21 protein-coding genes and 1 pseudogene are annotated in these 25,161 nt (G+C 64.5%); 18 read left to right on the top strand and 4 right to left on the bottom strand.

The features are described from left to right. Positions 1–669 precede the first annotated feature (669 nt). Together ilvD and JQ573_RS36335 are read left to right on the top strand one after the other, a co-directional pair. Positions 670–2,394: a dihydroxy-acid dehydratase gene (ilvD, locus tag JQ573_RS36340; protein WP_173643437.1), complete on the top strand. Its 1,725-nt coding sequence runs from the start codon at positions 670–672 to the stop codon at positions 2,392–2,394. Next, positions 2,381–3,217: a tetratricopeptide repeat protein gene (locus JQ573_RS36335; protein ID WP_212319570.1), complete on the top strand. Its 837-nt coding sequence runs from the start codon at positions 2,381–2,383 to the stop codon at positions 3,215–3,217. The genes ilvD and JQ573_RS36335 overlap by 14 nt, the downstream gene beginning before the upstream one ends. 36 nt (positions 3,218–3,253) lie before the next feature. Here JQ573_RS36335 and xth read toward each other — a convergent pair whose 3' ends face one another. Beyond that, entirely contained in the window at positions 3,254–4,051 is a 798-nt protein-coding gene (gene xth, locus JQ573_RS36330) for an exodeoxyribonuclease III (protein WP_212319572.1), read from the bottom strand. Between the two features lie 35 nt (positions 4,052–4,086). Beyond that, positions 4,087–4,515: a GNAT family N-acetyltransferase gene (locus JQ573_RS36325; protein ID WP_212319574.1), complete on the bottom strand. Its 429-nt coding sequence runs from the start codon at positions 4,513–4,515 to the stop codon at positions 4,087–4,089. 250 nt (positions 4,516–4,765) lie between these two features. On the opposite strand from JQ573_RS36325, the gene JQ573_RS36320 reads away from it, so the two are divergent. Both JQ573_RS36320 and JQ573_RS36315 read left to right on the top strand, forming a co-directional pair. Continuing rightward, on the top strand, positions 4,766–5,899 hold the full coding sequence (locus JQ573_RS36320; RefSeq protein ID WP_212319576.1) for an efflux RND transporter periplasmic adaptor subunit: 1,134 nt from the start codon (positions 4,766–4,768) through the stop codon (positions 5,897–5,899). Between the two features lie 3 nt (positions 5,900–5,902). Then, complete coding sequence (locus tag JQ573_RS36315) at positions 5,903–9,031, top strand: efflux RND transporter permease subunit (RefSeq protein WP_212319578.1); 3,129 nt, start codon at positions 5,903–5,905, stop codon at positions 9,029–9,031. A gap of 62 nt (positions 9,032–9,093) precedes the next feature. On the opposite strand, the gene erpA is transcribed toward JQ573_RS36315, so the two are convergent. Further along, positions 9,094–9,423 (bottom strand): iron-sulfur cluster insertion protein ErpA, encoded by a 330-nt coding sequence (gene erpA / locus JQ573_RS36310; protein WP_021081206.1) that lies wholly within the window; start codon positions 9,421–9,423, stop codon positions 9,094–9,096. Between the two features lie 137 nt (positions 9,424–9,560). On the opposite strand from erpA, the gene JQ573_RS36305 reads away from it, so the two are divergent. The 12 genes and pseudogenes from JQ573_RS36305 (at position 9,561) to surE (ending at position 22,108) form a co-directional block, all read left to right on the top strand. Next, entirely contained in the window at positions 9,561–10,769 is a 1,209-nt protein-coding gene (locus JQ573_RS36305; RefSeq protein WP_212319580.1) for a deoxyguanosinetriphosphate triphosphohydrolase, read from the top strand. Between the two features lie 9 nt (positions 10,770–10,778). Then, positions 10,779–12,575 carry an arginine--tRNA ligase gene (gene argS, locus JQ573_RS36300; protein WP_212319582.1) on the top strand — a complete coding sequence of 599 codons (1,797 nt, stop codon included), beginning with the start codon at positions 10,779–10,781 and terminating at the stop codon, positions 12,573–12,575. A gap of 118 nt (positions 12,576–12,693) precedes the next feature. Beyond that, on the top strand, positions 12,694–14,157 hold the full coding sequence (locus JQ573_RS36295; protein ID WP_212319584.1) for an SPOR domain-containing protein: 1,464 nt from the start codon (positions 12,694–12,696) through the stop codon (positions 14,155–14,157). Between the two features lie 46 nt (positions 14,158–14,203). Continuing rightward, positions 14,204–15,226: a beta-N-acetylhexosaminidase gene (gene nagZ, locus JQ573_RS36290; RefSeq protein ID WP_212319586.1), complete on the top strand. Its 1,023-nt coding sequence runs from the start codon at positions 14,204–14,206 to the stop codon at positions 15,224–15,226. Further along, positions 15,223–16,044 carry a ScpA family protein gene (locus JQ573_RS36285; protein WP_092113984.1) on the top strand — a complete coding sequence of 274 codons (822 nt, stop codon included), beginning with the start codon at positions 15,223–15,225 and terminating at the stop codon, positions 16,042–16,044. The genes nagZ and JQ573_RS36285 overlap by 4 nt, the downstream gene beginning before the upstream one ends. A 22-nt stretch (positions 16,045–16,066) precedes the next feature. Next, a pseudogene (gene scpB / locus JQ573_RS36280) lies at positions 16,067–16,951 on the top strand (SMC-Scp complex subunit ScpB); the annotation flags it as partial. Between the two features lie 183 nt (positions 16,952–17,134). Further along, positions 17,135–17,368, top strand: a complete 234-nt coding sequence (locus JQ573_RS36275) for a twin-arginine translocase TatA/TatE family subunit (RefSeq protein ID WP_050400528.1) — start codon at positions 17,135–17,137, stop codon at positions 17,366–17,368. A gap of 160 nt (positions 17,369–17,528) precedes the next feature. Next, positions 17,529–18,053: a Sec-independent protein translocase protein TatB gene (tatB, locus tag JQ573_RS36270; protein WP_212319590.1), complete on the top strand. Its 525-nt coding sequence runs from the start codon at positions 17,529–17,531 to the stop codon at positions 18,051–18,053. Then, positions 18,050–18,844 (top strand): twin-arginine translocase subunit TatC, encoded by a 795-nt coding sequence (gene tatC, locus JQ573_RS36265; protein WP_092113989.1) that lies wholly within the window; start codon positions 18,050–18,052, stop codon positions 18,842–18,844. The genes tatB and tatC overlap by 4 nt, the downstream gene beginning before the upstream one ends. A gap of 203 nt (positions 18,845–19,047) precedes the next feature. Further along, positions 19,048–20,379: a serine--tRNA ligase gene (gene serS, locus JQ573_RS36260; RefSeq protein WP_212319592.1), complete on the top strand. Its 1,332-nt coding sequence runs from the start codon at positions 19,048–19,050 to the stop codon at positions 20,377–20,379. Positions 20,380–20,479: 100 nt separating this feature from the next. Next, positions 20,480–21,262, top strand: coding sequence for a hypothetical protein (locus JQ573_RS36255; protein ID WP_212319594.1), 783 nt, complete (start codon positions 20,480–20,482; stop codon positions 21,260–21,262). Between the two features lie 78 nt (positions 21,263–21,340). Beyond that, entirely contained in the window at positions 21,341–22,108 is a 768-nt protein-coding gene (gene surE / locus JQ573_RS36250; protein WP_092113995.1) for a 5'/3'-nucleotidase SurE, read from the top strand. A gap of 116 nt (positions 22,109–22,224) precedes the next feature. Here surE and JQ573_RS36245 read toward each other — a convergent pair whose 3' ends face one another. Continuing rightward, a complete protein-coding gene (locus tag JQ573_RS36245) occupies positions 22,225–22,602 on the bottom strand; it encodes a response regulator (protein WP_212319596.1) in 378 nt (125 codons plus the stop codon). Between the two features lie 372 nt (positions 22,603–22,974). On the opposite strand from JQ573_RS36245, the gene JQ573_RS36240 reads away from it, so the two are divergent. Both JQ573_RS36240 and JQ573_RS36235 read left to right on the top strand, forming a co-directional pair. After that, complete coding sequence (locus JQ573_RS36240; RefSeq protein WP_212319598.1) at positions 22,975–23,631, top strand: protein-L-isoaspartate(D-aspartate) O-methyltransferase; 657 nt, start codon at positions 22,975–22,977, stop codon at positions 23,629–23,631. A gap of 109 nt (positions 23,632–23,740) precedes the next feature. Continuing rightward, positions 23,741–25,117 carry a LysM peptidoglycan-binding domain-containing M23 family metallopeptidase gene (locus JQ573_RS36235; RefSeq protein WP_212319599.1) on the top strand — a complete coding sequence of 459 codons (1,377 nt, stop codon included), beginning with the start codon at positions 23,741–23,743 and terminating at the stop codon, positions 25,115–25,117. The last annotated feature ends 44 nt before the right edge of the window (positions 25,118–25,161 follow it).

Raw genomic sequence — 25,161 nt, 5'->3', positions numbered from 1 at the left:
TTACACCTGTGGTCCTACCCCCGAGCTTTCTACCTTTTGCTCGGGGCCCATGGGTGCGATCGGCACCCGGCTTTCCCTGCGCCCTCTGCGCAAGAGAGGGCGGAACGAACAGCAAAGCTCGGGCGCTTCATGTCGCGAGAATGCGAAGCCGTGTCCCCACTCACAACTGTCATCGCCCGGCTCGACCGGGCGATCCAGTACGCCGCGGCCTCTCCGCTTAAGCACGAGCGTCTCTGGAATACTGGATCACCCGCATGCGCGGGTGATGACACCGAGAACTTGGCTGTTTGACATCATGAATCGAAAACCATCCTCATCGTCGTCCCGGCTTTCCCAGCGCCCCCTGTTGAAGGAGAGGGCAACGACCAATCCACAACTCGGGCGAGCTCCGTAGCGAGATGGCAACCTCAGGGATATTTGGTCAGGTACGTGTCAGGTTCCCATAAGGACCGATAATACATGGTTGCCCGAGAGCCACGATTGTTGCGTCGTCGCAACAGTGAATCGACATTTAACCCTAAACACAGCCAGTCCGTAGTCGCGCCGCTTTTTAGCCACACCCTGACATGAAAGGATATTTACCTAGCTGAATAGCCAGCGCTCGCGATGACGGGACTTTTGATCGGTTCCGGCGTTGTTGGAGGAAACAGCGCCGGGAACAGGGTCGCGATGGACGCCAAGACGAACATCAAGGGCAGGCTGCCGAGCCGTCACGTGACGGAGGGGCCCCAGCGCGCACCGCATCGTTCCTATCTCTATGCGATGGGGCTGACGACAACCCAGATTCATCAACCATTTGTCGGCGTTGCTTCATGTTGGAATGAAGCTGCTCCCTGCAACATTTCGCTGATGCGCCAGGCGCAGGCGGTGAAGAAGGGCGTGGCGTCCGCCGGCGGCACGCCGCGGGAATTCTGCACCATCACCGTCACCGACGGCATCGCGATGGGCCATGACGGTATGCGCTCGTCGCTGCCGTCGCGCGAATGCATCGCCGATTCGGTCGAGCTGACCGTCCGCGGTCACTCCTATGATGCGCTGGTCGGGCTCGCCGGCTGCGACAAGTCGCTGCCGGGCATGATGATGGCGATGGTCCGGCTCAACGTGCCCTCGATCTTCATCTATGGCGGCTCGATCCTGCCAGGCAACTTCCGCGGGCAGCCGGTGACCGTGCAGGACATGTTCGAGGCGGTCGGCAAGCACTCGGTCGGCGCCATGTCGGACGAGGATCTCGACGAAATCGAACGGGTGGCGTGCCCGTCGGCCGGCGCCTGCGGCGCCCAGTTCACCGCCAACACCATGGCGACCGTCTCCGAGGCGATCGGCCTCGCGCTGCCGTATTCGGCCGGGGCTCCGGCGCCTTACGAGATCCGCGACGCCTTCTGCTCTGCCGCCGGCGAGAAGGTGATGGAGCTGATCGAGAAAAACATCCGGCCCCGCGACATCGTCACCCGGGAAGCCCTTGAAAATGCTGCGGCCGTGGTTGCAGCCTCAGGTGGTTCGACCAATGCTGCGCTGCACCTGCCGGCGATTGCCCATGAGTGCGGCATCAAATTCAATTTGTTCGACGTTGCCGAAATCTTCAAAAAGACTCCTTACGTCGCGGATTTGAAGCCGGGCGGCCGTTATGTTGCCAAAGACATGTTTGAAGTTGGTGGCATTCCGCTGCTGATGAAAACGCTGCTCGACAATGGCCACCTGCACGGGAATTGCCTGACCGTCACTGGCCGAACGATCGCCGAAAACCTCAAAAGCGTGAAATGGAATCCGCACCAGGACGTGGTGCGGCCCGCCGACAATCCGATCACCGTGACAGGTGGCGTTGTCGGGCTGAAGGGTAATCTCGCTCCGGAGGGTGCGATCGTGAAGGTCGCGGGAATGTCCAACCTGAAGTTTACCGGTCCGGCCCGGTGCTTCGACCGCGAGGAAGACGCCTTCGAGGCGGTGCAGAAGCGCACCTACAAGGAAGGCGAAGTGATTGTGATCCGCTACGAGGGGCCGAAGGGCGGTCCCGGGATGCGGGAGATGCTGGCGACCACGGCGGCGCTGACCGGGCAGGGGATGGGCGGCAAGATTGCCCTGATCACCGATGGCCGGTTCTCCGGCGCCACCCGTGGCTTCTGCATCGGACATATTGGACCTGAAGCGGCCGTCGGTGGGCCGATCGGGTTGTTGCAAGACGGCGACATCATCGAGATCGATGCGGTCGCCGGCACCCTTAACGTAAATTTGAGCGACGCCGAACTCGCAAATCGTAAGACCAAATGGGCCCCTCGCGCGACGAACCATACATCTGGTGCGCTGTGGAAGTACGCCGAGCAAGTGGGGCCGGCGGTGGATGGCGCAGTCACCCATCCGGGTGGCGCGTACGAGAAACAGTGTTATGCGGACGTTTAAGCGTGCGATATTTGCGTTTGCGTTAGGGGCCATTCCGGTGGCGGGCCCCGGATTCGGGTTCGACGGCGCCCCGGTCAACCCCCAGGATACCGTTCTTCCGGTGGTCGCTCCGCAGCCCGGCACGGCCGGTGCCCTGAAGCGGGCCGCCACGCCGGTTGCGCCTGCGGCGACCTCGCCGACCTCCTCCTTCAGCACGCTGCAGTACCAGGCCGAGGGCGGTCACCCCGTGGCGCAGTGGAAACTTGGCAAGATGTACGCCGAGGGCGACGGCGTCATCCAGGACGACATGCGCGCCTTCGAGTATTTCAGCCGGATTGCCAATGCGCATGCCGAGGACTCGCCGTCGGCGCCGCAGGCTTCGATCGTGGCCAACGCCTTCGTGGCGCTCGGCCGCTATTATCTGAGCGGCATTCCCAATTCCAAGGTGAAGGCGGACACCGAACGGGCGCGGGAGATGTTCTCCTATGCCGCGTCCTATTTCGGCAATGCCGATGCCCAGTACGACCTTGCCCGGCTTTACCTGAAGATGCCGGACGCCTCGCGGGACGACTTCCGCTATGGCGCGCGCTGGCTCGGGCTTGCCGCCCAGAAGGGCCAGCATCAGGCGCAGGCGCTGCTTGGCCAGATGCTGTTCAACGGCGACCGGCTGCCGCCGCAGCGGGCACGTGGCCTGATGTGGCTGACCCTGGCGCGTGACAGCGCCACGCCCGACGAGGCCTGGATCAAGGAAAGCTACAACCGGGCGATCACCAAGGCCTCCGAAGACGACCGCGCGATGGCGCTGCAGATGCTCGAGCACTGGGTGCAGGGTCGTCGCGATTAGAGGCCGCCGGGATTGATATCCCCGCGGCCGGCGAACTCAGACGGTCTCGAAATCGAGATCGGCCCAGACCGGGACATGGTCGGAGGGCTTCTCCCAGGCGCGGACATAGCTATCGATCCCGACGTCGATCAGCCGGTCGCTGGCCTGCGGCGACATCAGCAGATGGTCGATGCGCAGGCCCCAGTTCTTCTGCCAGGCGCCGGCCTGGTAGTCCCAGAAGGTGTACTGGCCCGGCTCGTCATTGACCGCGCGCAGCGCATCGGTCAGGCCGAGGCCGAGCAGCGACTGGAAGGCCTCGCGGGTCGCAGGGCGGAACAGGGCATCGTCGGTCCAGGCGGCCGGATTGTAGACGTCGCGGGCCGCCGGAATGACGTTGAAGTCGCCGGCCAGGATCAGCGGCTCCTCGGCCTTAAGCCGTTGCCGCGTGTACTCAAGAAGCCGCGACATCCATTTGAGCTTGTACGGATATTTGTCGGTGTTGGCGGGGTTGCCATTGGGCAGATAAAGGCACGCGACCCGCACCACCCCCTGCTTCAGCGTGACGACGCCTTCGAGGAAGCGGGCGTGGGCGTCCTCGTCGTCGCCGGCGAGGCCCGACTTGGTCTCGTCGAACGGCAGCTTGGAAAGCAGCGCCACGCCGTTGAAGGTCTTCTGGCCGTGGGTGACGACATTATATCCGAGCGCCTCGACCTCGAGCCGCGGAAACGCGTCGTCGACGCATTTGATCTCCTGCAGGCAGACGATGTCGGGGGAACGCTCCTTTAGCCAAGCAACCAGAAGCTCGATCCGTTGCCGGACCGAGTTGACGTTCCAGGTCGCGATGCGAACTGCCATCGGAAGTCCTCTGTTTATGGGAGCGCTTGGGTGAACTAGCGCCCCGCTTGGATCAAGCGTTTCCGCATCTCGATGTGCGGGATGCCGGCCTCCTCGAATTCCTCGCCGAAGCCGACGCGTGCGTAGAACCGCTCTGCGTGTGTCTGCGCGTTGAGGATGAGCTCCGGATAGCCGAGTTCGGCCGCCTTGGCCATCAGCGCATCCAGCACGCGGGCGCCCATGCCCGTGCCGCGCGCCGCCTTGAGCACCGCCATCCGGCCGACATGGCCGTCGGGCAACAACCGGCCCGTCGCCACGGCGGTGCCGTCTTCGGCAAACGCCAGGGCATGCCAGCTCGACACGTCCATTTCGTCCCATTCAAGTTCCGCCGGAACGCCCTGTTCTTCGACAAAGACGCTGTAGCGGATGGCACCGGAGCGTTCGCGGGCTTCTTCCCAGGTGCAGACGCGGACGGAGATGGACATCAGCGGGATTCGAAACATTCGATCTGGAGGCGAAAGGGTAGCGCGATTGCCCACCCCGTCGCATGCCGAATTTCCAGGAGTGCGGATGCGAATGACCGGGATTGAAGCCGCAGGATTTTGCTTAGGTGGCATACCATGGGCGATCCGCCTGTGCTAACCCTCTCCGGAAACAAGGCGTAACAATTGCCGATGGGGGAGTTGCGAAGCGTCCCGGCCCTGAAGGGAAGCGGGCGGCGCACGTGCAAGACTTATGAAAAAACGGAATTTGGTTCTGACTGTCGCTGTTCTCGGCATTGCAGCCGGGGCGGCTTACATGACCCGCGCTTCATGGATGGGTGGCGGTGCCGCCACCGCGCAGGGGACGCCGCGGCCGCGCGTGGTCTCGGTGGACCTGGCCAAGGCGGAACGCAGATCGGTGCCGGTCGATGTCGACGCGATCGGAACGGTCACGCCGATCTCCAGCGTGGCGCTGAAGTCGCGGCTGGAAACCACCATCGTCTCGGTGCATTTCGAGGACGGCGCCAAGGTCAATGAGGGCGACCTGCTGTTCATGCTCGACGCACGGCAGATCGATGCCCAGATCGAGCAGGCCGAGGGTGTTCTGGCCCGCGACCAGGCCCAGCTCGAGGGCGCGCAGCGCGACCTCCGCCGCTACACCGAGCTGGTCGGCAAGGGCGCGACCACGCAGGTCAACCTCGACAACACCAAGACCCAGTCCGACGTCCTGATCGGCACCATCAAGGCCGACCAGTTCGCGCTGGAAAACCTCCGCGTCCAGAAGAGCTACACCGTGATCCGCGCGCCGTTCGCGGGCCGGATCAGCGCCGCCAACGTCAAGGTCGGGAACTTCGTCCGTCCCGCCGACACCCAGCCGCTCGCCGTCATCAACCAGATGGCGCCGGTCTATGTCACCTTCGCGATCCCGCAGCGTGCGCTGGTCGATCTGCGCGACGCCATGGGGAAGAACGATCCCAAGGTGATCGCGACCATTCCCGGCCATCAGCGCTCCGAGAGCGGCAAGGTCGCCATGGTCGAGAATGCCGTCGACGCGACCACCGGCATGGTGACCGTGCGCGGCATCATGAACAATGCGAGCGAGACGCTGTGGCCCGGCACCATCGTGCAGACCAAGCTGATCATCCGTAGCGAAGACGCGGTCGTGGTGCCCACGGTCGCGGTCCAGCGCAGCCAGAACGGCAATTTCGTCTTCGTCGTCCAGGACGGCGTCGCCAAGGTGCGGCCGGTCAAGGTCGATCGCACCTTCCAGGGCAGCTCGGTGATCTCTGATGGATTGGCGGGCGATGAAAGCATCGTCGTCGACGGCCAGCTGCTGCTGTCGGAGGGATCGCGGGTCGAGTTGCGGGCGCGCAAGGCCGGAGCCTGACCGATGACGCTCTCCGAGCTCTGCATCCGCCGCCCGGTCATGACGACGCTGATCACGGCGTCGATCATCGCATTCGGCGTGTTCGGCTTCCGCCTGCTGCCGGTCTCGGCGCTGCCCAAGGTGGATTTCCCGACCATCGCGGTCACGGCTACGCTGCCGGGCGCCAGCGCCGACACCATGGCCGCCTCGGTCGCCGGCATCATCGAGCGCCAGCTCTCGACCATTGCCGGCATCTCCTCGATGAACTCGAACTCCTCGCAGGGCACGAGCGTCATCACCATCCAGTTCGACCTCAACCGCAACATCGATGCCGCCGCGCTCGACGTGCAGACGGCGTTGACGATCGCGCAGCGCCGGCTGCCGATCGAAATGACGATCCCGCCGAGCTTCCGGAAGGTGAACCCGGCCGATTTCCCGGTGCTGTTCGTCTCGCTGGGGTCGGCGACGCTGCCGTTGTCGGCGGTCAACGAATACGGCGACATCACGATCGGGCAGGCGCTGTCGCAGCTGCCCGGCGTTGCCCAGGTGTTGATCTACGGCGCGCAGAAATTTGCGATCCGCGTTCAGGCCGATCCGGAGGCCGCGGCTGCCCGCAGCGTCTCGATGGAGGATATCCGCGCCGCAGTGTCGCGCGCCAATTCCTCGACCCCGGTCGGCACGCTGAACGGCCCCAAACAGGACGTCGCGCTGCAGGCCTCCGGCCAGATGGACAAGGCGGCCGACTACCGCCAGATCTATGTCGCCTGGCGCAACGGCTCGCCGGTCCGGCTCGACGAGATCGCCAAGGTCTACGACAGCGTCGAGAACGACAAGATCGCGACCTGGATGAACGACGAGCGGGCGATTGTGCTCGCGATCCAGAAGCAGCCCGACGCCAACACCGTGGCCGTCGTCGATGCCGTGCTGGCGAAATTGCCGTCGCTGCGCGCCGCGATCCCGCCCTCGGTGACCATGCAGGTCATGATGGACCGCTCGGTCTCGATCCGGCAGGCGGTCAGCGACGTCGAGGAGACCCTGCTGATCGCGATCGCGCTGGTGATCCTCGTCATCTTCCTGTTCCTGCGCTCGGCGTCGGCGACCTTCATTCCGGCGCTGGCGGTGCCGATCTCGCTGTTCGGCACCTGCGCTGCGATGTACGCGCTGGATTACTCGATCAACAACATGACGCTGCTGGCGCTGACGCTCTCGGTCGGCTTCGTGGTCGACGACGCCATCGTCATGCTGGAGAACATCGTCCGCCATATCGAGCACGGCATGAAGCCGTTCGAGGCGGCGCTGAAGGGCGCCCGCGAGATCGGCTTCACGATCATCTCGATCACCTTCTCGCTTATCGCCGTGTTCATCCCGGTGCTGCTGATGGGCGGCATCGTCGGTCGCGTGTTCCGCGAATTCGCGGTCACGATCTCGGTGGCGATCATCGTCTCCGGCTTCGTGTCGCTGACCTTGACGCCGATGCTGTGCGCCCGCGTGCTGCGCGCGCATGACGCGACCAAGCGTCCGAACATCGTGTTGCGGGCGTTCGAGGCGATGTTCGAGGCCTGGCTGCGCGCCTATGAATGGGCGCTGGACTGGGTGCTGGCCAAGAAAGCCTTGATGCTGATCGTGACGCTCGCGACGCTCGGCGGCACCATCTACCTCTACATGATCGCCCCGAAGGGCTTCTTCCCGCAGGAGGATACCGGCTTCCTGATCGGCGTGACTGAGGCAGCGACCGATACCTCGTTCGAGGCGATGAAGGTGCGCCAGCAGGCGCTGGTCGAGGTGATGCGGACCGATCCGGCGATCGATTACATCAATTCCACCGTCGGCTCGGGCGGTCCCAATCCGACCACCAACTACGGCCGCCTGTTCATCGCGCTGAAGCCGCAGAAGACGCGTGACAACGCCACCGTGGTGATCGGACGGCTGCGCCAGAAGGCGCGCGAGATTCCGGGCATGCAGGCGTTCTTCCAGAGCGTCCAGAATCTCAACATCGGCGGCCGCATCTCGAAGAGCCAGTATCAGTATGTGATGCAGAGCGGCGATACCGAGTCGCTGTACCGGCTGGCGCCCGAGATGCGCGACAAGATCGAGAAGATCGCAGGGCTCCTCGACGTCACCACCGATCTCTACATCAAGAACCCGCAGATGACGGTCGATATCGACCGCGAGAAGGCGGCGGTCTACGGCATCACTGTCGATCAGGTCCGCAACCAGCTCTACAACGCCTACGGTTCGCGGCAGGTCGGCACCATTTACATGCCGTCGAACGACTACCAGATCATCCTGGAGGTGCAGCCGCAGTTCCGCGTCGATCCGTCCGATCTCTCTAAGCTCTACGTGAAGACCGCGAATGGGCAGACCATTCCGCTGGATGCGGTAGCGCGGTTGGTGCCGACGGTCGGGCCGCTGCAGATCAACCACCAGGGCCAGCAGCCGGCGGTGACGATCTCGTTCAATCTCGCGCCCGGCATTTCCCTCGGCTACGCGGTCGACAAGATCACCGAGCTCGAGCAGACCGCGAATTTGCCGCCGACGATTGCGACCGGATTCTCCGGCACCGCGCAGGTATTCCAGGATTCGCTGCGCGGGCAGGGTGTCCTGATCCTCGCCGCCGTGTTCGCGGCCTTCGTGATCCTCGGCATCCTCTACGAGAGCTTCATCCATCCGATCACCATCATCTCGGGCCTACCGTCGGCCGGCATCGGCGCGATCCTGACGCTGATGCTGTTCGGGATGGAGCTATCGGTAATTGCGATGATCGGCATCGTGATGCTGGTCGGCATCGTCAAGAAGAACGCGATCATGATGGTCGACTTCGCGCTGGAGCGCCGCCGCGTCGGCCTCAGCGCCGAGCACGCGATCCGCGAGGCGGCGCTGCTGCGTTTCCGCCCGATCATGATGACGACGTTCGCGGCGATCTTCGGCACGCTGCCGATCGCGCTCGGTGCCGGCGCCGGCGCCGAACTGCGTCAGCCGCTCGGCGTCGCGGTGGTCGGCGGCCTCTGCGTGTCGCAGCTGCTGACACTGTTCATCACGCCTGTGATCTACATCTATCTCGACCGTATCGACCGCAGGCTGCGCCGCAAGCTCGATCCGCAGGCGGAGGCGGCCAGCGACGTCGAGCGGCCGCAGGTGGTGGCGGCAGAGTAGCTGGCGTCTCCGGCGAACCGGTCACCGGTTGGCGTGGAGCAGCCGCGTCGGGCAAAGAAGCGTTAGATCGAGAAGCTGGTGCCGCAGCCGCAGGACGCGGTGGCGTTCGGATTGACGACGCGGAACGAGGCGCCGATCAGGTCGTCGACGAAGTCGACTTCCGAGCCCGCGAGGAACGGGACCGAGGCGGGGTCGATCAGCACCACGGCGCTGTCGCGCTCGATCACCAGGTCGTCATCGGCCTGGGTGCGCTCGACGTCGAATTTGTACTGGAAACCGGAGCAGCCGCCGCCCTCGACCGAAATGCGCAGCTTGGCGCCGTCGCCTTCCTTGCTGAGGATCTGTCCGATCCGGCGGGCGGCCCGTTCGCTGACGGTGATGGCAGCAGTCATATTGGTCTCCGAAACCCTATTTGAGCATGGTTTGATCGGATCATGCTCGGCGTCATGCCCAATTCATTTGGTCAGCCGCCTCAGTCATAGTTAAGTGCGTCGGACCATGGAATCAAATGGATAAGGACTAAAATACCGTGTCGGTCGGAATGGCTGCCCCCCGCGCGCCTTATGCCTGCGACCCCGACCGCAGCCGCGGCCGGCTTGTCTTGGAGCCGCCGAGCCGGACCCGCAGCCCGTTCCGGCGCGATTGTGACCGGGTGATCCATTCCACCGCGTTTCGCCGCCTCAAGCACAAGACTCAGGTCTTCGTCTTCCATGAGGGCGATCACTATCGCACCCGGCTGACCCATTCGCTGGAGGTCGCGCAGATCGCCCGCGCGCTGGCGCGCCAGCTCGGGGTCGACGAGGATCTGACCGAGACGCTGGCGCTGGCGCACGATCTCGGCCACCCGCCGTTCGGGCATGCCGGGGAGCGGGCGCTCGACGAATGCCTCAAGGACGACGGCGGCTTCGACCACAATGCGCAGGCGCTGCGGGTCGTCACCTCGCTGGAGCATCGCTACCCCGAATTCGGCGGGCTGAACCTGACCTGGGAGTCGCTCGAGGGTATCGTCAAGCACAACGGCCCGCTGACCGAACGCAACGGCGCACCTAGCGGCCGCTACGTCGACAGCGGCCTTCCGATCGGGATCGCCGACTACAACCAGGCCTACGATCTCGAGCTCTGGAGCTATGCCTCGCTCGAGGCGCAGATCGCGGCCTTCGCCGACGACATCGCCTATGACGCCCATGACATCGACGACGGCCTGCGCGCCGGTCTGTTTGCGGTCGATGACCTCAAGGAGATGCCGCTGACATCAGAGATCATCGCCGAGATCGATCGCCACTATCCCGGGCTCGACGAGGTCCGGCGCGGCGCCGAGCTGGTGCGTGAGCTGATCTCACATTTCATCAGCGCGGTCTTCAACGAGGCGACCCGGCGGCTTGCGGTCGCACAGCCGCAATCGGCCCAGGATGTGCGCCACCAAAACGCGCCGCTGATCGCGTTTCCGCCCGAGGTGGCCGAGCAGGAGGCGGCGATCAAGGCGTTCCTGTTCCGGCGGATGTATCGCCACCCGCGGGTGATGCTGGTCATGCGGGAGGCGGAGCAGGTGGTCCGCAATCTCTATGAGCGCTACCGGCAATCGCCGGGCGACCTGCCGGCGGAATGGATCGAGGGAAGCGTGCAGGAGACCGGCAGCGCGCGGAACAGGCGGATCGGCAATTTCATTGCCGGGATGACCGACCGTTTCGCCCTGATCGAGCATCAAAGGCTTTTTGACTCGACCCCGGATTTGCGTTAGCGCCCTCCCATGGCCGACACCCCTGCGACACCACACCTTTTTGCTGACATGCTGGCGCGCGTGCACGCGATCTGTGCCGCTGTCGCTGCCGAGGATAACTGGCCCGCGGGCATCGATCTGTCCCGCGTCGTGGTCGAGCCGCCGCGCGATGCCAGCCATGGCGACATGGCGACCAATGCCGCGATGGTGCTCGCCAAGGAGGCCAAGGCCAAGCCGCGCGAGCTCGCCGACAAGATCGCGGAGCGGCTGCGTGCCGACGCGCTGGTGGCGTCTGTCGATGTCGCCGGGCCCGGCTTCATCAACCTGACCTTGAAGCCGCAGGTCTGGGCGGACGCGCTACGCGCCGTGCTGGCCGCCGGCTCGGCCTATGGCCGCAGCGACATCGGCAAGGCCGAGAAGGTCAATGTCGAATACGTCTCGGCCAACCCGACCGGGCCGATGCATGTCGGCCACTGCCGCGGCGCTGTGTTCGGCGATGCGCTGTGCAGCCTGCTGCAATTCGCAGGCTTCGACGTCTGCCGCGAATATTACATCAACGACGCCGGCGCCCAGGTCGACGTGCTCGCGCGCTCGGCATTTCTGCGTTACCGCGAAGCGTTGGGTCAGGACATCGGCGCGATTCCGGAAGGGCTCTATCCCGGCGACTACCTCGTCCCGGTCGGCGCGGCGCTTGCCAAGGAATACGGCGAGAAGCTGCTCGACATGACGGAAGCCGCGTGGCTGCCGATCGTGCGCGACAAGGCGATCGCCATGATGATGGAGATGATCAAGGTCGATCTCGCCGCGCTCAACATCCATCACGATGTGTTCTTCTCCGAGCGCTCGCTGATCACATCAGGCAACAACAAGGTCGCCGAGACCATCGATTTCCTGCGCGCCAAGGGCGACATCTACGAAGGCCGCCTGCCGCCGCCAAAAGGCAAGCCGGTCGAGGATTATGAAGACCGCGAGCAGTCGCTGTTCCGCGCCACCGCTTATGGCGATGACGTCGATCGTCCGCTGATCAAGTCGGACGGTTCATACACCTATTTCGCGTCCGACATCGCCAACCACCGCAACAAGTTCGAGCGCAGTTTCACCAATCTGATCGACGTGTTCGGCGCCGATCACGGCGGCTACATCAAGCGGATGCAGGCGGCGGTGAAGGCAGTGACTGCCGGCAAAGCCACGCTCGACGTCAAGATCGTGCAGCTCGTCAAGCTGCTGCGCGACGGCGAGCCGGTGAAGATGTCGAAACGCTCCGGCGAATTCGTCACGCTGCGCGAAGTGGTCGACGAGGTCGGCTCGGACGCGGTCCGGTTCATGATGCTGTTCCGCAAGAACGACGCGGTGCTCGATTTCGACCTCGCCAAGGTGATCGAGCAGTCCAAGGACAATGCCGTCTTCTACGTCCAGTACGGTCACGCCCGTGGCCATTCGATCTTCCGCAATGCGCGGGAGGAGGCGGTTCCCGACCTGCCCGAGACCGATGAGGCCCGGCTGGCCTATCTGCGAAACGCTGCGGTCGAGCGGCTGACCGATCCGTCCGAGCTCGGCCTGCTTAAGCAGCTTGCGCTGTATCCGCGGATGATCGAAGCTGCCGCGGTGGCACACGAGCCGCACCGAATCGCTTTTTATCTATATGATTTGGCCAGTGAATTTCATGCGCTGTGGACCAAGGGGCGCGATTTGCCCTATTTACGCTTCATTATCAATAATGATGCAGAGATCACGAGGGCGCGACTGGCAATGGTTCAGGGCGTCGTCTCGGTTCTGGCATCGGGCTTAGCTGTTCTAGGCGTCCAGGCTCCGACCGAGATGCGGTAGGCAGGGGCATTAGGCCTTCACGAGTGGGGATTTGTGAGGGCATCTGGCAGGGGCCAACTCGTTCGGACCGGCTGTGCCGGCGATCTTGGCGCTGTCCCGAAGGGGATGCATCATCACGATGGCTGATCGATATCAGGACCGACATTTTTCCACCGACGCGGCACCCAAGGCCGAGAGCGATCCGCTCGCCGAACTGGCCCGGCTGATCGGACAGACGGATCCGTTCGGCAGCGCGAACAAGCCGCCGCCGCGTCCGCTGCAGTCGCGCGCCAATGCGCGGCCGCAACAATATGATCCGCAGGCCGAGGACGAGGATGCGCCGCCCGCGGGCCCGCCGCCCTGGATGCAGCGCGCGCGGCAGGAGACCGTCGCTCCGCCGCCCGTGCAGCACACCGAGTACGAAGAGCCCGAACAGGACTACCAGCCGAAGCCGGTGCATCCGTTGCATCGCTATGCGGCCCAGCAGGCGCAGCCGCCTGCGCCCGAACCGGTCGCAACCTATCGGCCGGTCGAGCCCCCGCGACAGCCCGAGGCCTTTGACGACGAGCCCTATCAGAGTGGCGATCAGGGCCAGGATCCGTCGCGCTATGACGATGCGCTCTACGGCCAGCTGGAAGCCGGCGAACAGGATCTGCAGCGCGATCCATCCTATCCGGACGATCCCTATGCGTATGAGGCCGACGAAGAAGAGCCTGAACCGCGCCGGCGGAGCAGCGGCCTGATGACGGTCGCCGCCGTCTTGGCGCTAGGCGTGTTCGGCGTCGGTGGCGCGTACGCTTACCGAACCTATGTCGGCTCGCCCCGCAGCGGTGAGCCGCCGATCATCAAGGCCGACAACACGCCGACCAAGGTGATCCCGGCCCAGGCCGATGCGCCGGCCAAGACACCGGATCGCATGGCAGCGGGTGACGGCACCGAGAAGATCGTGTCGCGTGAAGAGACCCCGGTCGACGTCAATTCGAAGACCGCAGGACCGCGCGTCGTGTTTCCGCCGCTGAACGCAAATGCGAATCCGCCGCCGGCATCGACCGTGCAGACGGCGCAGCCCGCGCCGGCGCCGATCACCGCGAACGGGACGTTGCCGAACAACGAGCCGCGCAGGGTTCGCACGCTCGCGGTCAAGGGCGATTCGCCCGATGGCGCGCAGGCCGCGGCCGCCGCGCCGGCCAAGCCTGCGGCCGCAGCGAAGCCTCCGGTGTCGCGCGGCAACCCGGCCGCGGCCAATGCCAGCGTGAACGCGCCAATGGCGCTGGTTCCCGGGCAGGCTGACGCAGCCCCGGCCGCGCCTCCGACCCGGGTTGCATCTAACACGACCGCCTCCGTTGGTGGCGGTGGATATCTGGTCCAGGTGTCGTCGCAGAAGAACGAGGCGGACGCGCAGTCGTCCTATCGGACGCTGCAGGGCAAATATCGCAGTGTACTCGGTTCACAGCCTTTGGTGGTGAAGCGCGTCGATCTCGGGGAGAAGGGCGTCTATTACCGCGCCTTTGCCGGCCCGTTCGCGTCGTCGGAAGAGGCGAACCAGCTGTGCCGGAGCCTGATGTCGGCCGGTGGGCCGCAGTGCCTCATCCAAAGAAATTAAAGGCCGTTTCCTTGACCCGTGAGCTGCATACGGCCTAATCGGCCGAATGACGAACCGCGCATTCATCACGGGCATATCCGGGCTGATCCTCAACGACGCTGAACGCGAATTTATTCGCGCCGAGCGGCCATGGGGCTTCATCCTGTTCAAGCGCAACATCGAGAGCCCTGCCCAAGTGGCCGCTCTTGTTGGGGAACTCAGGTCGGCGGCCGGCATGGCCGACGCGCCGGTCCTGATCGACCAGGAGGGCGGGCGGGTGCAACGGCTCGGACCGCCGCATTGGCCGGTCTATCCGCCCGGCGCGAGCTTCAGCGCGCTCTACGACATCGACCCGAAGCTCGGCCTGACCGCGGCCCGGCTCAGCTCACGGCTGATTGCGGCCGACCTGATCGATCTCGGAATTACCGTCGATTGCCTGCCATTGGCCGACGTTCCGGTGGCAGGCGCAGATGCGGTGATCGGCAATCGGGCCTATGGAACCGAACCGGACAAGGTCGCGGCGATCGCCCGCGCGGTCACGGACGGGCTGGAACAGGGCGGCGTGCTGCCGGTTCTCAAACATATTCCCGGCCATGGCCGCGCCACCGCGGACAGCCATTTCCGGCTTCCGACGATCGATACCGCCAGAGACGAGCTGGAACGGACCGATTTTGCCGCGTTCCAGCCGTTGGCGGACCTGCCGATGGCGATGACCGCACATGTTGTGTTTAGCGCGCTGGACCCCGTCCATCCGGCGACGACTTCTGCGACAATCATCGAACAGGTGATTCGCGGCCTGATCGGGTTCCAAGGTTTGTTGATGAGTGATGACGTGTCGATGAATGCGCTGGCCGGATCAATTGCCGAGCGGACCCGCGCCATCGTCAACGCCGGTTGCGACATGGTTCTGCACTGCAACGGCAATATCGACGAAATGCGCGATGTCGCGCGGGAGACGCCGGAACTGGCCGGCAAGGCGCTTGAGCGAGCCAAGGCGACGCTCGCCGCGCGGAAGCAGCCTGAACCGCTCGACCGGCAGGCGGCACGGGCAGAACTGGATGCGTTGTTGAATCGGGTAGGGACGGCATGACCGCTGAAATTCTATCGTTTGAGACCGGGCGGCCGGCCGACCTCGCCGAGGGCGAACCGGCGCTGGTGGTCGACGTCGAGGGCTATGAGGGCCCGCTCGACCTGCTGTTGACGCTGGCACGGCAGCAGAAGGTTGACCTGTCGAAGATTTCGATTCTTGCGCTCGCCGACCAATATCTTTCGTTCATCGAGGCCGCGCGCAAAATCCGCCTCGAGCTTGCCGCCGACTATCTGGTGATGGCGGCTTGGCTTGCCTTCCTGAAGTCGCGGCTTTTGCTGCCCGAGCCGCCGAGTGCGGAGGGGCCGAGTGCCGAGGAAATGGCGACCGCGCTCGCCAATCGGCTGCGCCGTCTGGAGGCGATCCGCGAGGCGGCGAACCGGCTGATGAACCGGCCGCAGTTCCAGCGCGATATCTTTCCGCGCGGCAATCCGGAATCGATCGCCGAGATCAAGCATCCGAAGTTCACCGCGACCTTGTACGACCTGCTGTCGGCCTATGCGACGCAGCGCGCGTCGCGCGTGCTGACTTCAGTGCATCTGGCGAAGCGGACGGTGTGGTCGCTGGCGGAAGCGCGCGCCTCGCTGGAGCGGCTGGTCGGCCTCGCCGAGGACTGGAGCTGCCTCGACGAGTACCTGATGAACTACGTCGCCGATCCCAAGCAGAAGGCCACGGTGTTCGCATCGAGCTTCGCTGCTGCCCTCGAACTGGTTCGCGAGGGCGAGATGGAAATCAACCAGAAGCAGGCGTTCGCGCCGATCTATTTCCGAAAGCGTCAAGCGCAGGCCGCAATGGCAGCGCCGGACCTGTCGGTTGAGTAAGTGGAAGAAGGAGAGCAAGCCCATGGCAAGCTTGGCGGAAGTGCGCAGAGACGAGCCCGAGGAGGAGGTTTCTCCTATGGATCATCCGGTAGCGCGTCCTGAGGAATTGCGGCTCCTTGAAGCCCTGTTGTTCGCATCGGCCGAGCCGATCGATCAGGCAACGCTGGCAAAGCGGATGCCCGACGGCGTCGATATCAAGGTGGCGCTCGCACAGTTGCAGGCGGAATATGCGCCGCGCGGCGTCAACCTGGTTCGGGTCGCCAACAAATGGACGTTCCGCACCGCCGGCGATCTGTCGTGGCTGATGACGCGCGAGAGCACCGAGACCCGGAAGCTGTCGCGTGCAGCGATCGAGGTGCTGTCGATCGTCGCCTATCACCAGCCGGTGACCCGTGCCGAGATCGAAGAGATTCGCGGCGTGGTCACGTCGAAGGGCACGATCGACGTGCTGCTGGAGACGGGCTGGATCCGTCCGCGCGGCCGTCGCAAGACGCCGGGCCGTCCGTTGACCTTCGGAACCACCGACGCATTCCTGTCGCAGTTCAGCCTGGAAGCGCTCGGCGACCTGCCGGGGCTCGAGGAGCTGAAGGGCACCGGCCTGCTCGACTCGCGGCTGCCGACCGGCTTTTCCGTTCCCTCACCATCGGATGATGCGACGCTGCGGGAGGACGAGGAGCCGCTCGAGCCCGGCGACACGCTGGAACTTCTGCTCGCGCCGGCCGTCGAGCCTGAAGCCGAGGAACCGAAGGCCGAGAGCGAAGCGGCTGCCGAGGTTGGGACTGCCGAGGTCGAAACGACAGCCGAGGCCGAAACCGACCTCGAAGCGGAAGTTGCCGCCGAGGTGGACGCGGCCGAACCTGACGCGGCCGAACCTGACGCTGATGAGCCGGACGAGCGCATCCACGCGGGCGATGACGACGGCGCCGAGGAGAAGGGCGAATAGCCCGGAATATTCCCGGTTAAGCCTAGCAACATTACGTAGCCGCGACAGCGATTTGCCGCGGCCGAGGTCCTTGTTTTTGACACCCCGCGGGCCTAACTTCCGGCCATGTTCAGGCCGGTCTACCGGCCATTTCTGGAGGGTTGCAGGATGGGTTCGCTTAGCATTTGGCACTGGATCGTCGTGATCGCAGTGGTCCTGCTGCTGTTCGGACGCGGCAAGATTTCGGACCTGATGGGTGACGTCGCCCAAGGTATCAAGGCCTTCAAGAAAGGCATGCAGGACGACGACAAGGTCGCGGACAAGCCGGAGTCCACCAAGGCGATCGACCACAATGCGGCGCCGTCGGCCGCGCGCCAGGATGTCGGCAGCAAGGCCGTCTAACGCGCCTGTACTGACACATATTTCGACGTTTTTCTTTGCGCGAAACGGTGACGCCGTCGCTCGGAAGCGCTATGGACGCCGATTGAGAAAAGGCGCCGGCAGCCCCACATCCTGCTAGGACCAATGGGGCCGATGGCGGCGCGCTTAGGCGGAACAATTCATGTTCGATATCGGGTGGAGTGAACTGGTCGTCATCGCGGTCGTCGCGCTGATCGCCATCGGCCCGAAAGAGCTGCCGGGCGTGCTGCGCATGGTCGGGCAATGGATGGGCAAGGCCCGGAAAATGGCCTCCGAATTCCAGGGCCAGTTCCAGGAAGCCATGCGCGAGGCCGAGATGGCCGACCTCAAGAAGAGTTTTGACGAGGTCAGGGAAGCCGCAACCGGCATCACCAGCGGCAACATCATGACCTCGCTGCACAAGGACGTCAGCGACGCCCTGCAGATCGACAAGCCGGTCGATGCGCAGGTCGCCTCCGCAATCGACGCACCGGTGACGTCAAGCGACGCACCGGTCACTCCGACAACACCCGCACCGCCGACACCGGAAGCCTTCGTCGAGGCCGAGACGCACGCTGCCGCCGGCGAGCCGCTCGCGATCACCAGCGAGGTGAAGCCCGAGCCGGCGCCTGCGCAGGACGAGACGCCGCCACAGCCTGACGTGCTCAAGGACGCGAGGGCGTCATGAGCGCCGAAGATATCGAGGCCAGCAAGGCCCCCTTGATGGATCATTTGATCGAGCTGCGCTCGCGGCTGATCAAGGCGCTGCTCGGCTTCGGCGTCGCTTTCATCATCTGCTTCTTCTTCGCCAAGCAGATATTCAACGTCCTGGTCTGGCCCTTCATCTGGGTGGCAGGGCCGGAAAATTCCAAATTCATCTATACCGCGCTGCTCGAATATTTTCTGACGCAGCTCAAGCTCGCTCTGTTCGGCGCCGGCTTCATCTCGTTTCCGATCGTCGCGACGCAGATCTACAAGTTCGTGGCGCCCGGGCTCTACAAGCATGAGCGCAACGCGTTCTTGCCTTATCTGATCGCGACGCCGGTGTTCTTCGTGCTTGGCGCGATGATGGTCTATTTCGTGGTCTTCCCGATGCTGACCCGCTTTTCTCTCGGCATGCAGCAGTCGGCGGGCACGGAGACGGCGCAGATCCAGTTGCTGCCCAAGGTCGGCGAGTATCTCTCGCTGATGATGTCGCTGATCTTCGCCTTCGGCATCGCGTTCCAGCTGCCGGTGATCCTGACGCTGCTCGGCCGCATCGGCATCGTCACCTCGAAGATGTTGAAGGAGAAGCGGCGCTACTTCATCGTGATCGCCTTCATCATCGCCGCCGTGCTGACGCCGCCCGATGTGCTGAGCCAGGCCTCGCTCGCGATCCCGCTGCTCTTGCTCTACGAGGGCGCCATCATCGCGGTCGGGATCGTGGAGAAGAAGGCCACGACCTCGAGCGCGCCGTCGGCGACCAATCCGGCCGAGTAGGGCGGTCTTCGCCTCACACTCGGTGTCATACCCCGCGAAGGCGGGGTATCCAGTACGCCGCGGCTTCTCGGCGACACGCCGACGCCTCTGGAATACTGGATCACCCGCTTTCGCGGGTGATGACGGTCGTGCTAGTGGAAACATGCAACGCAAACGTTGAAGTACAACGTTATCTGCAAGCCCGCCGTCAGGACTACCACACCATGCACGATATCAAAGCGATCCGCGACAACCCGACAGCCTTCGACGCCGGCCTGAAACGCCGCGGACTTGGGGCTCTGTCGCCGTCGCTGCTGGCGATCGACGAGAAGCGGCGTGCGGCGATCCTGGCGTCCGAGCAGGCCCAGGCGCGACGCAACGCGGCCTCGAAGGAGATCGGCGACGCCAAGAAGGCAAAGGACGAAGCGCGCGCGGCCAAACTGATGGCCGAGGTCGCCGAGCTCAAGACCACGATGCCGGAGCTGGAGGCTGCCGCGAAATCGTTTGACGACGAGCTGACGAATGAGCTGTCGTCAATTCCGAACTTGCCGCTCGACGAGGTGCCCGACGGCACCGACGAGCACGGCAACGTCCAGCACCATGTGTTCGGCAAGAAGCGCGACTACGGCTTTGCGCCGAAGCTGCATGATGATCTCGGCACCGCGCTCGGCTACATGGATTTCGAGGCGGCGGCGAAATTGTCCGGCGCCCGCTTCGTCGTGCTGAAGAAAGGCCTGGCGCGGCTCGAGCGTGCGATCGGGCAGTTCATGCTCGATTTGCACACCGGCGAGCACGGCTACGCCGAGATCAATCCGCCGCTGCTGGTGCGCGACGCCGTGATGTTCGGTACCGGCCAGTTGCCGAAATTCGAGGACGATCAGTTCTGGGCGATCAAGGGCGAATTGCTCGCGGCGCCGAATGCCGATTTGCGCAGCGAGCGCCTCGGCCTGATTCCGACCGCGGAAGTCTCGCTGACCAACCTCGCGCGCGAGTCCATCCTCGACGAAAAAGAGCTGCCGATGCGGCTCACGGCGCTGACGCCGTGCTTCCGCGCCGAAGCTGGAGCTGCGGGACGCGATACGCGCGGCATGATCCGGCAGCACCAATTCACGAAGGTCGAATTGGTGTCGATCACGACGCCCGAAGCCAGCAAGGACGAGCTCGAGCGCATGCTGTCCTGCGCCGAGCAGGTTCTGCAGAAGCTCGATTTGCATTATCGCGTGATGACGCTGTGCGCCGGCGACATGGGCTTCTCCGCGCAGAAAACCTACGACATCGAGGTGTGGATGCCGGGGCAGGGCGATGGCGGTGCCTATCGCGAGATTTCGAGCTGCTCGGTGTGCGGGGATTTCCAGGCGCGTCGCATGGACGCGCGCTATCGCGGCCCCGACGGCAAGCCGCGCTTCGTGCATACGCTGAACGGCTCCGGCACGGCGGTCGGGCGCGCCCTGATCGCTGTGATGGAGACCTATCAGCAGCAGGATGGCTCGATCGCGGTGCCCGATGTGCTGCAGCCCTATATGGGCGGGCTCAAAGTCATCGAGCACGGCATGTGAGGCGAGGGCCAGTGTGATGCCGCTCCATCGGGACATCCACTGGCTTGGTCGACAATGGGCCGTCACGGGCCACGGTCTGCAGCTGATCAATCAGAAGCAGATGGGCTATTACGACATCGAGGCCGCGCGCTTGTGGGAAGCCCGCGTGACCGAGATACAATCGAAGGTCTGGATCGACAGGCCCGATTTCGACAAGGCGTTGGAGATCGCGCGCGGCAAGTTCGCTCAACTGGCGCCGGCCGATCTGCCCGCGCCGGCAGCCGTCGCGTCGCCGCCGCCTCCGGTCCGGGCCGTGCCGCCGACCGCGCCGCGTGCTCCGCTTGACGCGGAATCGGTGCCCTCGATCGAGGAGCTGCTGGCGAGGCTGAAATCGAAATCGGTTGCGGCCGCGCCCGTCGTAAAGCCGGCCGAAGAGGTGCCCGCGCGGCCGCCCAGACCTGAACCTCTCACGTCTGCACCTGGCAAGACCGAACCCGCCGGGGCCGAGCTCCTCAGGTCTGAGCCTCCGAAACCGTCCAAGCCGGAACTCGGCCAGATTGCCCCGGACGCTGCCGTGCCGCTCAGGCCTGAAGCTCGGAGGGCTGAATCACCCGGGGTTGAATCGCTCGGGGGCGAGCCTGCAAAACGCGAGGCTCCGAAGCCTGAGCTTTCAGAGACCGAGCCGATCAGGTCCGAAGCTCCCGAACCTCCCGAAGCTCGCCAGGCTGCGCCGGTTGAGCCGGAGGCGCCTACGCCGCCGCCCTCACCATCAGGCCTCACGTCCGTTCGGCGGCCGGCCTGGCCGGTGTTCGACCGCAAGATCGCCGGCAGCGGCAGATTCGTGCATCCATGGCGCGTCGCCTCGGCGCGATGGCAGGGGCCGGGTTTGCCTCCACGGTCCTAGCCGGTTAAGACGGCAATCAAATCAGGAGCCGCCGCCCAAGAAACCCGCGTCGGATCGAAACAAGGGGCACTTTGACGGATGCGAATTCTCTGCACCAATGATGACGGCATCCACGCCCCCGGCCTGCAGGTCGTCGAGCAGATCGCACGCTCATTGTCCGACGACGTCTGGATCGTCGCCCCCGAGCTCGACCAGTCCGGCGTCTCGCATTCGCTGTCGCTCAACGATCCGCTGCGTCTGCGCGAAGTCAGCCCGCGTCACTTCGCGGTGCGCGGCACGCCGACCGATTGCGTCATCATGGGCGCCCGCCACATTCTCGGAGACAAGCTGCCCGATCTCGTGCTGAGCGGCGTCAACAAGGGCCGCAACGTCGCCGAGGACGTGGTCTATTCCGGCACCATCGCCGGCGCGCTGGAAGGCACCATCCTGGGCTTTCCGTCATTTGCGTTGTCGCAGGAGTTCTCGATCGAGACGCGCAACGCGCCGCTGTGGGAGACCGCGCTGAAATTCGGACCCGACATCATCCGCAAGGTCATCGGCGCAGGCGTTCCCCGGAACACCGTCATCAATGTCAACTTCCCGTCCTGCATGCCCGACGACGTCAAGGGCATCCGGATCACGCGGCAGGGCAAGCGCAATCAGGGTTTCCTGAAGATCGATCGCCGTCACGACGGACGCGGCAATCCGTATTTCTGGATCGGCTTCGAGCGCGCGGCGATGATGGACGCGCCGGCCGAAGGCACCGATCTCGCCGCGCTTGCCGCGCGCTACGTCTCGGTGACGCCGCTGCGGCTCGACCGCACCGATGAGGCATTTTCGGAAGCGCTGACCGCGACGTTGAAGTGATGCAGGGGAATCTGTAGCCGGGATGAAGCGCAGCGAAATCCGGGGAAATCTTTAGCGCATAGAGAGCGGTCCCGGATTGCGCTTCGCTGCATCCGGGCTACGAATGCGGGTGAGATTTAAACCGGCGCGCTCCGCATTGCGCTCGTGATCACCTGCGCCAGCGTTTCCAGCTGGAAGGGCTTTTGCAGCGCCGGACGATCGCGATACTCCGGGGGCAGGCCGGACGAGCCATAGCCGGTCGCGAAGATGAAGGGGCGGTTGCGGGCGTTGATCAGCTCGGCGACCGGCGTGATCACCTTGCCGTTGACGTTGACGTCCAGGATCGCGAGGTCGAATTCGGTCGATTGCGCGAGCTTGACGGCTTCGCCGATCTCGCCGGCCTCGGCCGCGACGCTGTGGCCGAGCTCTTCCAGCATGTCGGCGACCATCATCCGGATCATGACCTCGTCCTCCACGAGGAAAACTGAACAGCCCGCCGGCCGTGTCGCTGTCATGATGGAATCCTTGCCCGTCCCTGAAATAGGCTCGCAAATAACACTATAAGGCGCAATGCAAACGTTTGGGAATTAGTCGGTTTCCAGCACGCGACGCTGCGTCGCCGGATCGTTCTGACTGACTTGTTGCGCAGGATTCGTCCAGTCTCCGACCGGGTGCAAACCGTACAACCAGAGCCCCCGCGCCTGGGCGTTAACCGCGCATCTCGGTCGATTATATGGGAAGCTACCGTGTTGGCGCCAACACGAAATCGGACTGCTGGTTCCTGACCGGGAACAAATGGTGACGGGAAATTTTTCCTTAACGCGGTATTTCGGATTTCAATGGCATCAAGCCAGGGCAAGATTCCGCGCTGCCGCCTAGAGACGCTGATGAACATGGCCGTGAAGCCCGATCCGACCGAGAAGATGATGTTTCAGCTCACCCTGCGGCGGCGAGGGGTGAGCGATCAGGCGGTATTGCGCACCATGGAGGAGGTGCCCCGCGAGGTGTTCGTCGATCCGCGCGATCGCAACGAAGCCTACCGCGATAGTGCGCTTGGGATCGCCTGCGGGCAGACCATCAGCCAGCCTTTCGTCGTCGCCTACATGACCGAGCAGCTGCAGCTGCAGAAGGACCACCGCGTGCTCGAGATCGGCACCGGCTCGGGCTATCAGGCGGCCGTGCTGTCCCGGCTGTGCAAGCAGGTTCTGACCATCGAGCGCTATCGGACGCTGGCCGACAGTGCCCGCAAGCGCCTCGAAAAGCTGGGCTATTACAACATCGAGGTGCTGCTCGGCGACGGCTTCGACGTTCCGGCCGGGGCCGGCGATTTCGACCGTATCATCGTCACCGCGGCGATGGAGCAGATCCCGGAGAAGCTATTAGAGCGGCTCAATCCCGGCGGCGTCCTGATCGCCCCGGTCGGACCGCATCAGGGTACCCAGACCCTGGTCCGCGTGGTGCGGACGCAGAGCGGTTTCGACCGCAAGGAATTGGTCGACGTCCGCTTTGTGCCGGCGCTGCCGGGAATCGCCCGCGAATTGTAATTTGGCGATTTGCCGCTTGGCGCCAACGCCTTATTCGCAGGGTTAAGCGGTTATTTACTCGCGAGGTGTTTACTCAAAACAGTCTTTTGTTGCGTACGAGTGAGTAACCATGTCTGGGGTTGTCGAGTTGCTTCGCTCGCGTCGCGTACCGCAGGTTGCGGTGCTGACGCTGATGTCCATGGCTTTTGCCGGTTGCAGCGCCGACATGTCGTCGCGCTTCTCGCAAAACTCCTACTCACAAAATCCGTTTGCGTTTGATCCGCAGCCGACCGGCACCGTGCAGGCAGCGCCGCCGCGCGAGCTGCCGCAATACGCGCGGCCAAGAACGCAACCGCAATATTCACAGTACCAGTCACAGCCGTTGCCGCCGCCGGTTGCGGCGCCACAGTCCTACCCGGTCGCCAATGCTGGCGTTTCCGGAGGAGGACGCGGGCTTTCGTCCTACACGCCGCCGCCGGCGCGCCCGCAGATCGAGGCCACCGGCACCGTTCCGCAATCGGTCGCGGCTGCGCACGCCGGACACAGCGGCACCACCATCATCGTCGGCACCAGCGATACGCTCGAATTGCTGGCGCGCCGCTACAACGTCTCGACTGCCGAGATCCTGCGCGCCAATGGCTACAAGGGACCGCGCGCGCTGTCGCCCGGCCAGCAGCTGGTCATTCCGCGCCCGATGGCGGCCGCCGCAGCACCGGCGATGGCTGCGCCGGCCACCCGGCCCGTTGCCGTGGCAGCGGCGCCTGCCGGCGTCCACTATGTCAATCGCGGCGACACGCTGCACAGCATCGCGCGCCAGCACCACATTCCCGTGGCTGAGCTTGCCCGCGCCAACAATCTCGATCAGTCGGCCCGGCTGAGCCTTGGCATGAAGCTGGTGGTGCCCGGCGCCAAGACTGCGATGGCGGCTCCGGCGCCGGTTGCGCAAGGCGTTGCTGCCGCACCGGTTGCGGTTGCCCCGGCACCGGCCATGGCGGCCCCGAAGGTCGTCGCGACGGCGCTGCCGCAGCAGAGCGCGCGGCTGGTTCAGCCGACCGCGACCGTCGAACAGCCGGCGGCCGCCGCAGAAGCGCCCGTTGTCACCAAGTCGAGCGAAGCCACCGGCGCGTTGCCGACGTTCCGCTGGCCGGTGCGCGGCAAGGTCATCACCGCCTACGGCTCGAAGACCAACGGCAAGGTCAATGACGGCATCAATGTCGCGGTGCCTGAAGGCACGCCGGTGAAGGCGGCCGAGGACGGCGTCGTCGCCTATTCGGGCAATGAGCTGAAAGGCTACGGCAATCTCGTGCTGGTTCGCCATTCGAACGGCTATGTCACCGCCTACGCCCACACGAGCGAAATCCTGGTGAAGCGCGGCGATACCATCAAGCGCGGCCAGGTGATCGCCAAGTCGGGCCAGTCGGGCGAGGCGGGCTCGCCGCAGCTCCACTTCGAAATTCGCAAGGGATCGTCTCCGGTCGATCCGCTCCAGTTCCTCAACGGCGCGTAAGCTGCGCGCCGGGACTTCCAAGTCTCACAACAAAGACAACGGGG

It is taken from the genome of Bradyrhizobium sp. AUGA SZCCT0105 (assembly GCF_018129565.1).
Classification (GTDB): domain Bacteria; phylum Pseudomonadota; class Alphaproteobacteria; order Rhizobiales; family Xanthobacteraceae; genus Bradyrhizobium.
This window is presented reverse-complemented; position numbering and strand designations above follow the sequence as displayed.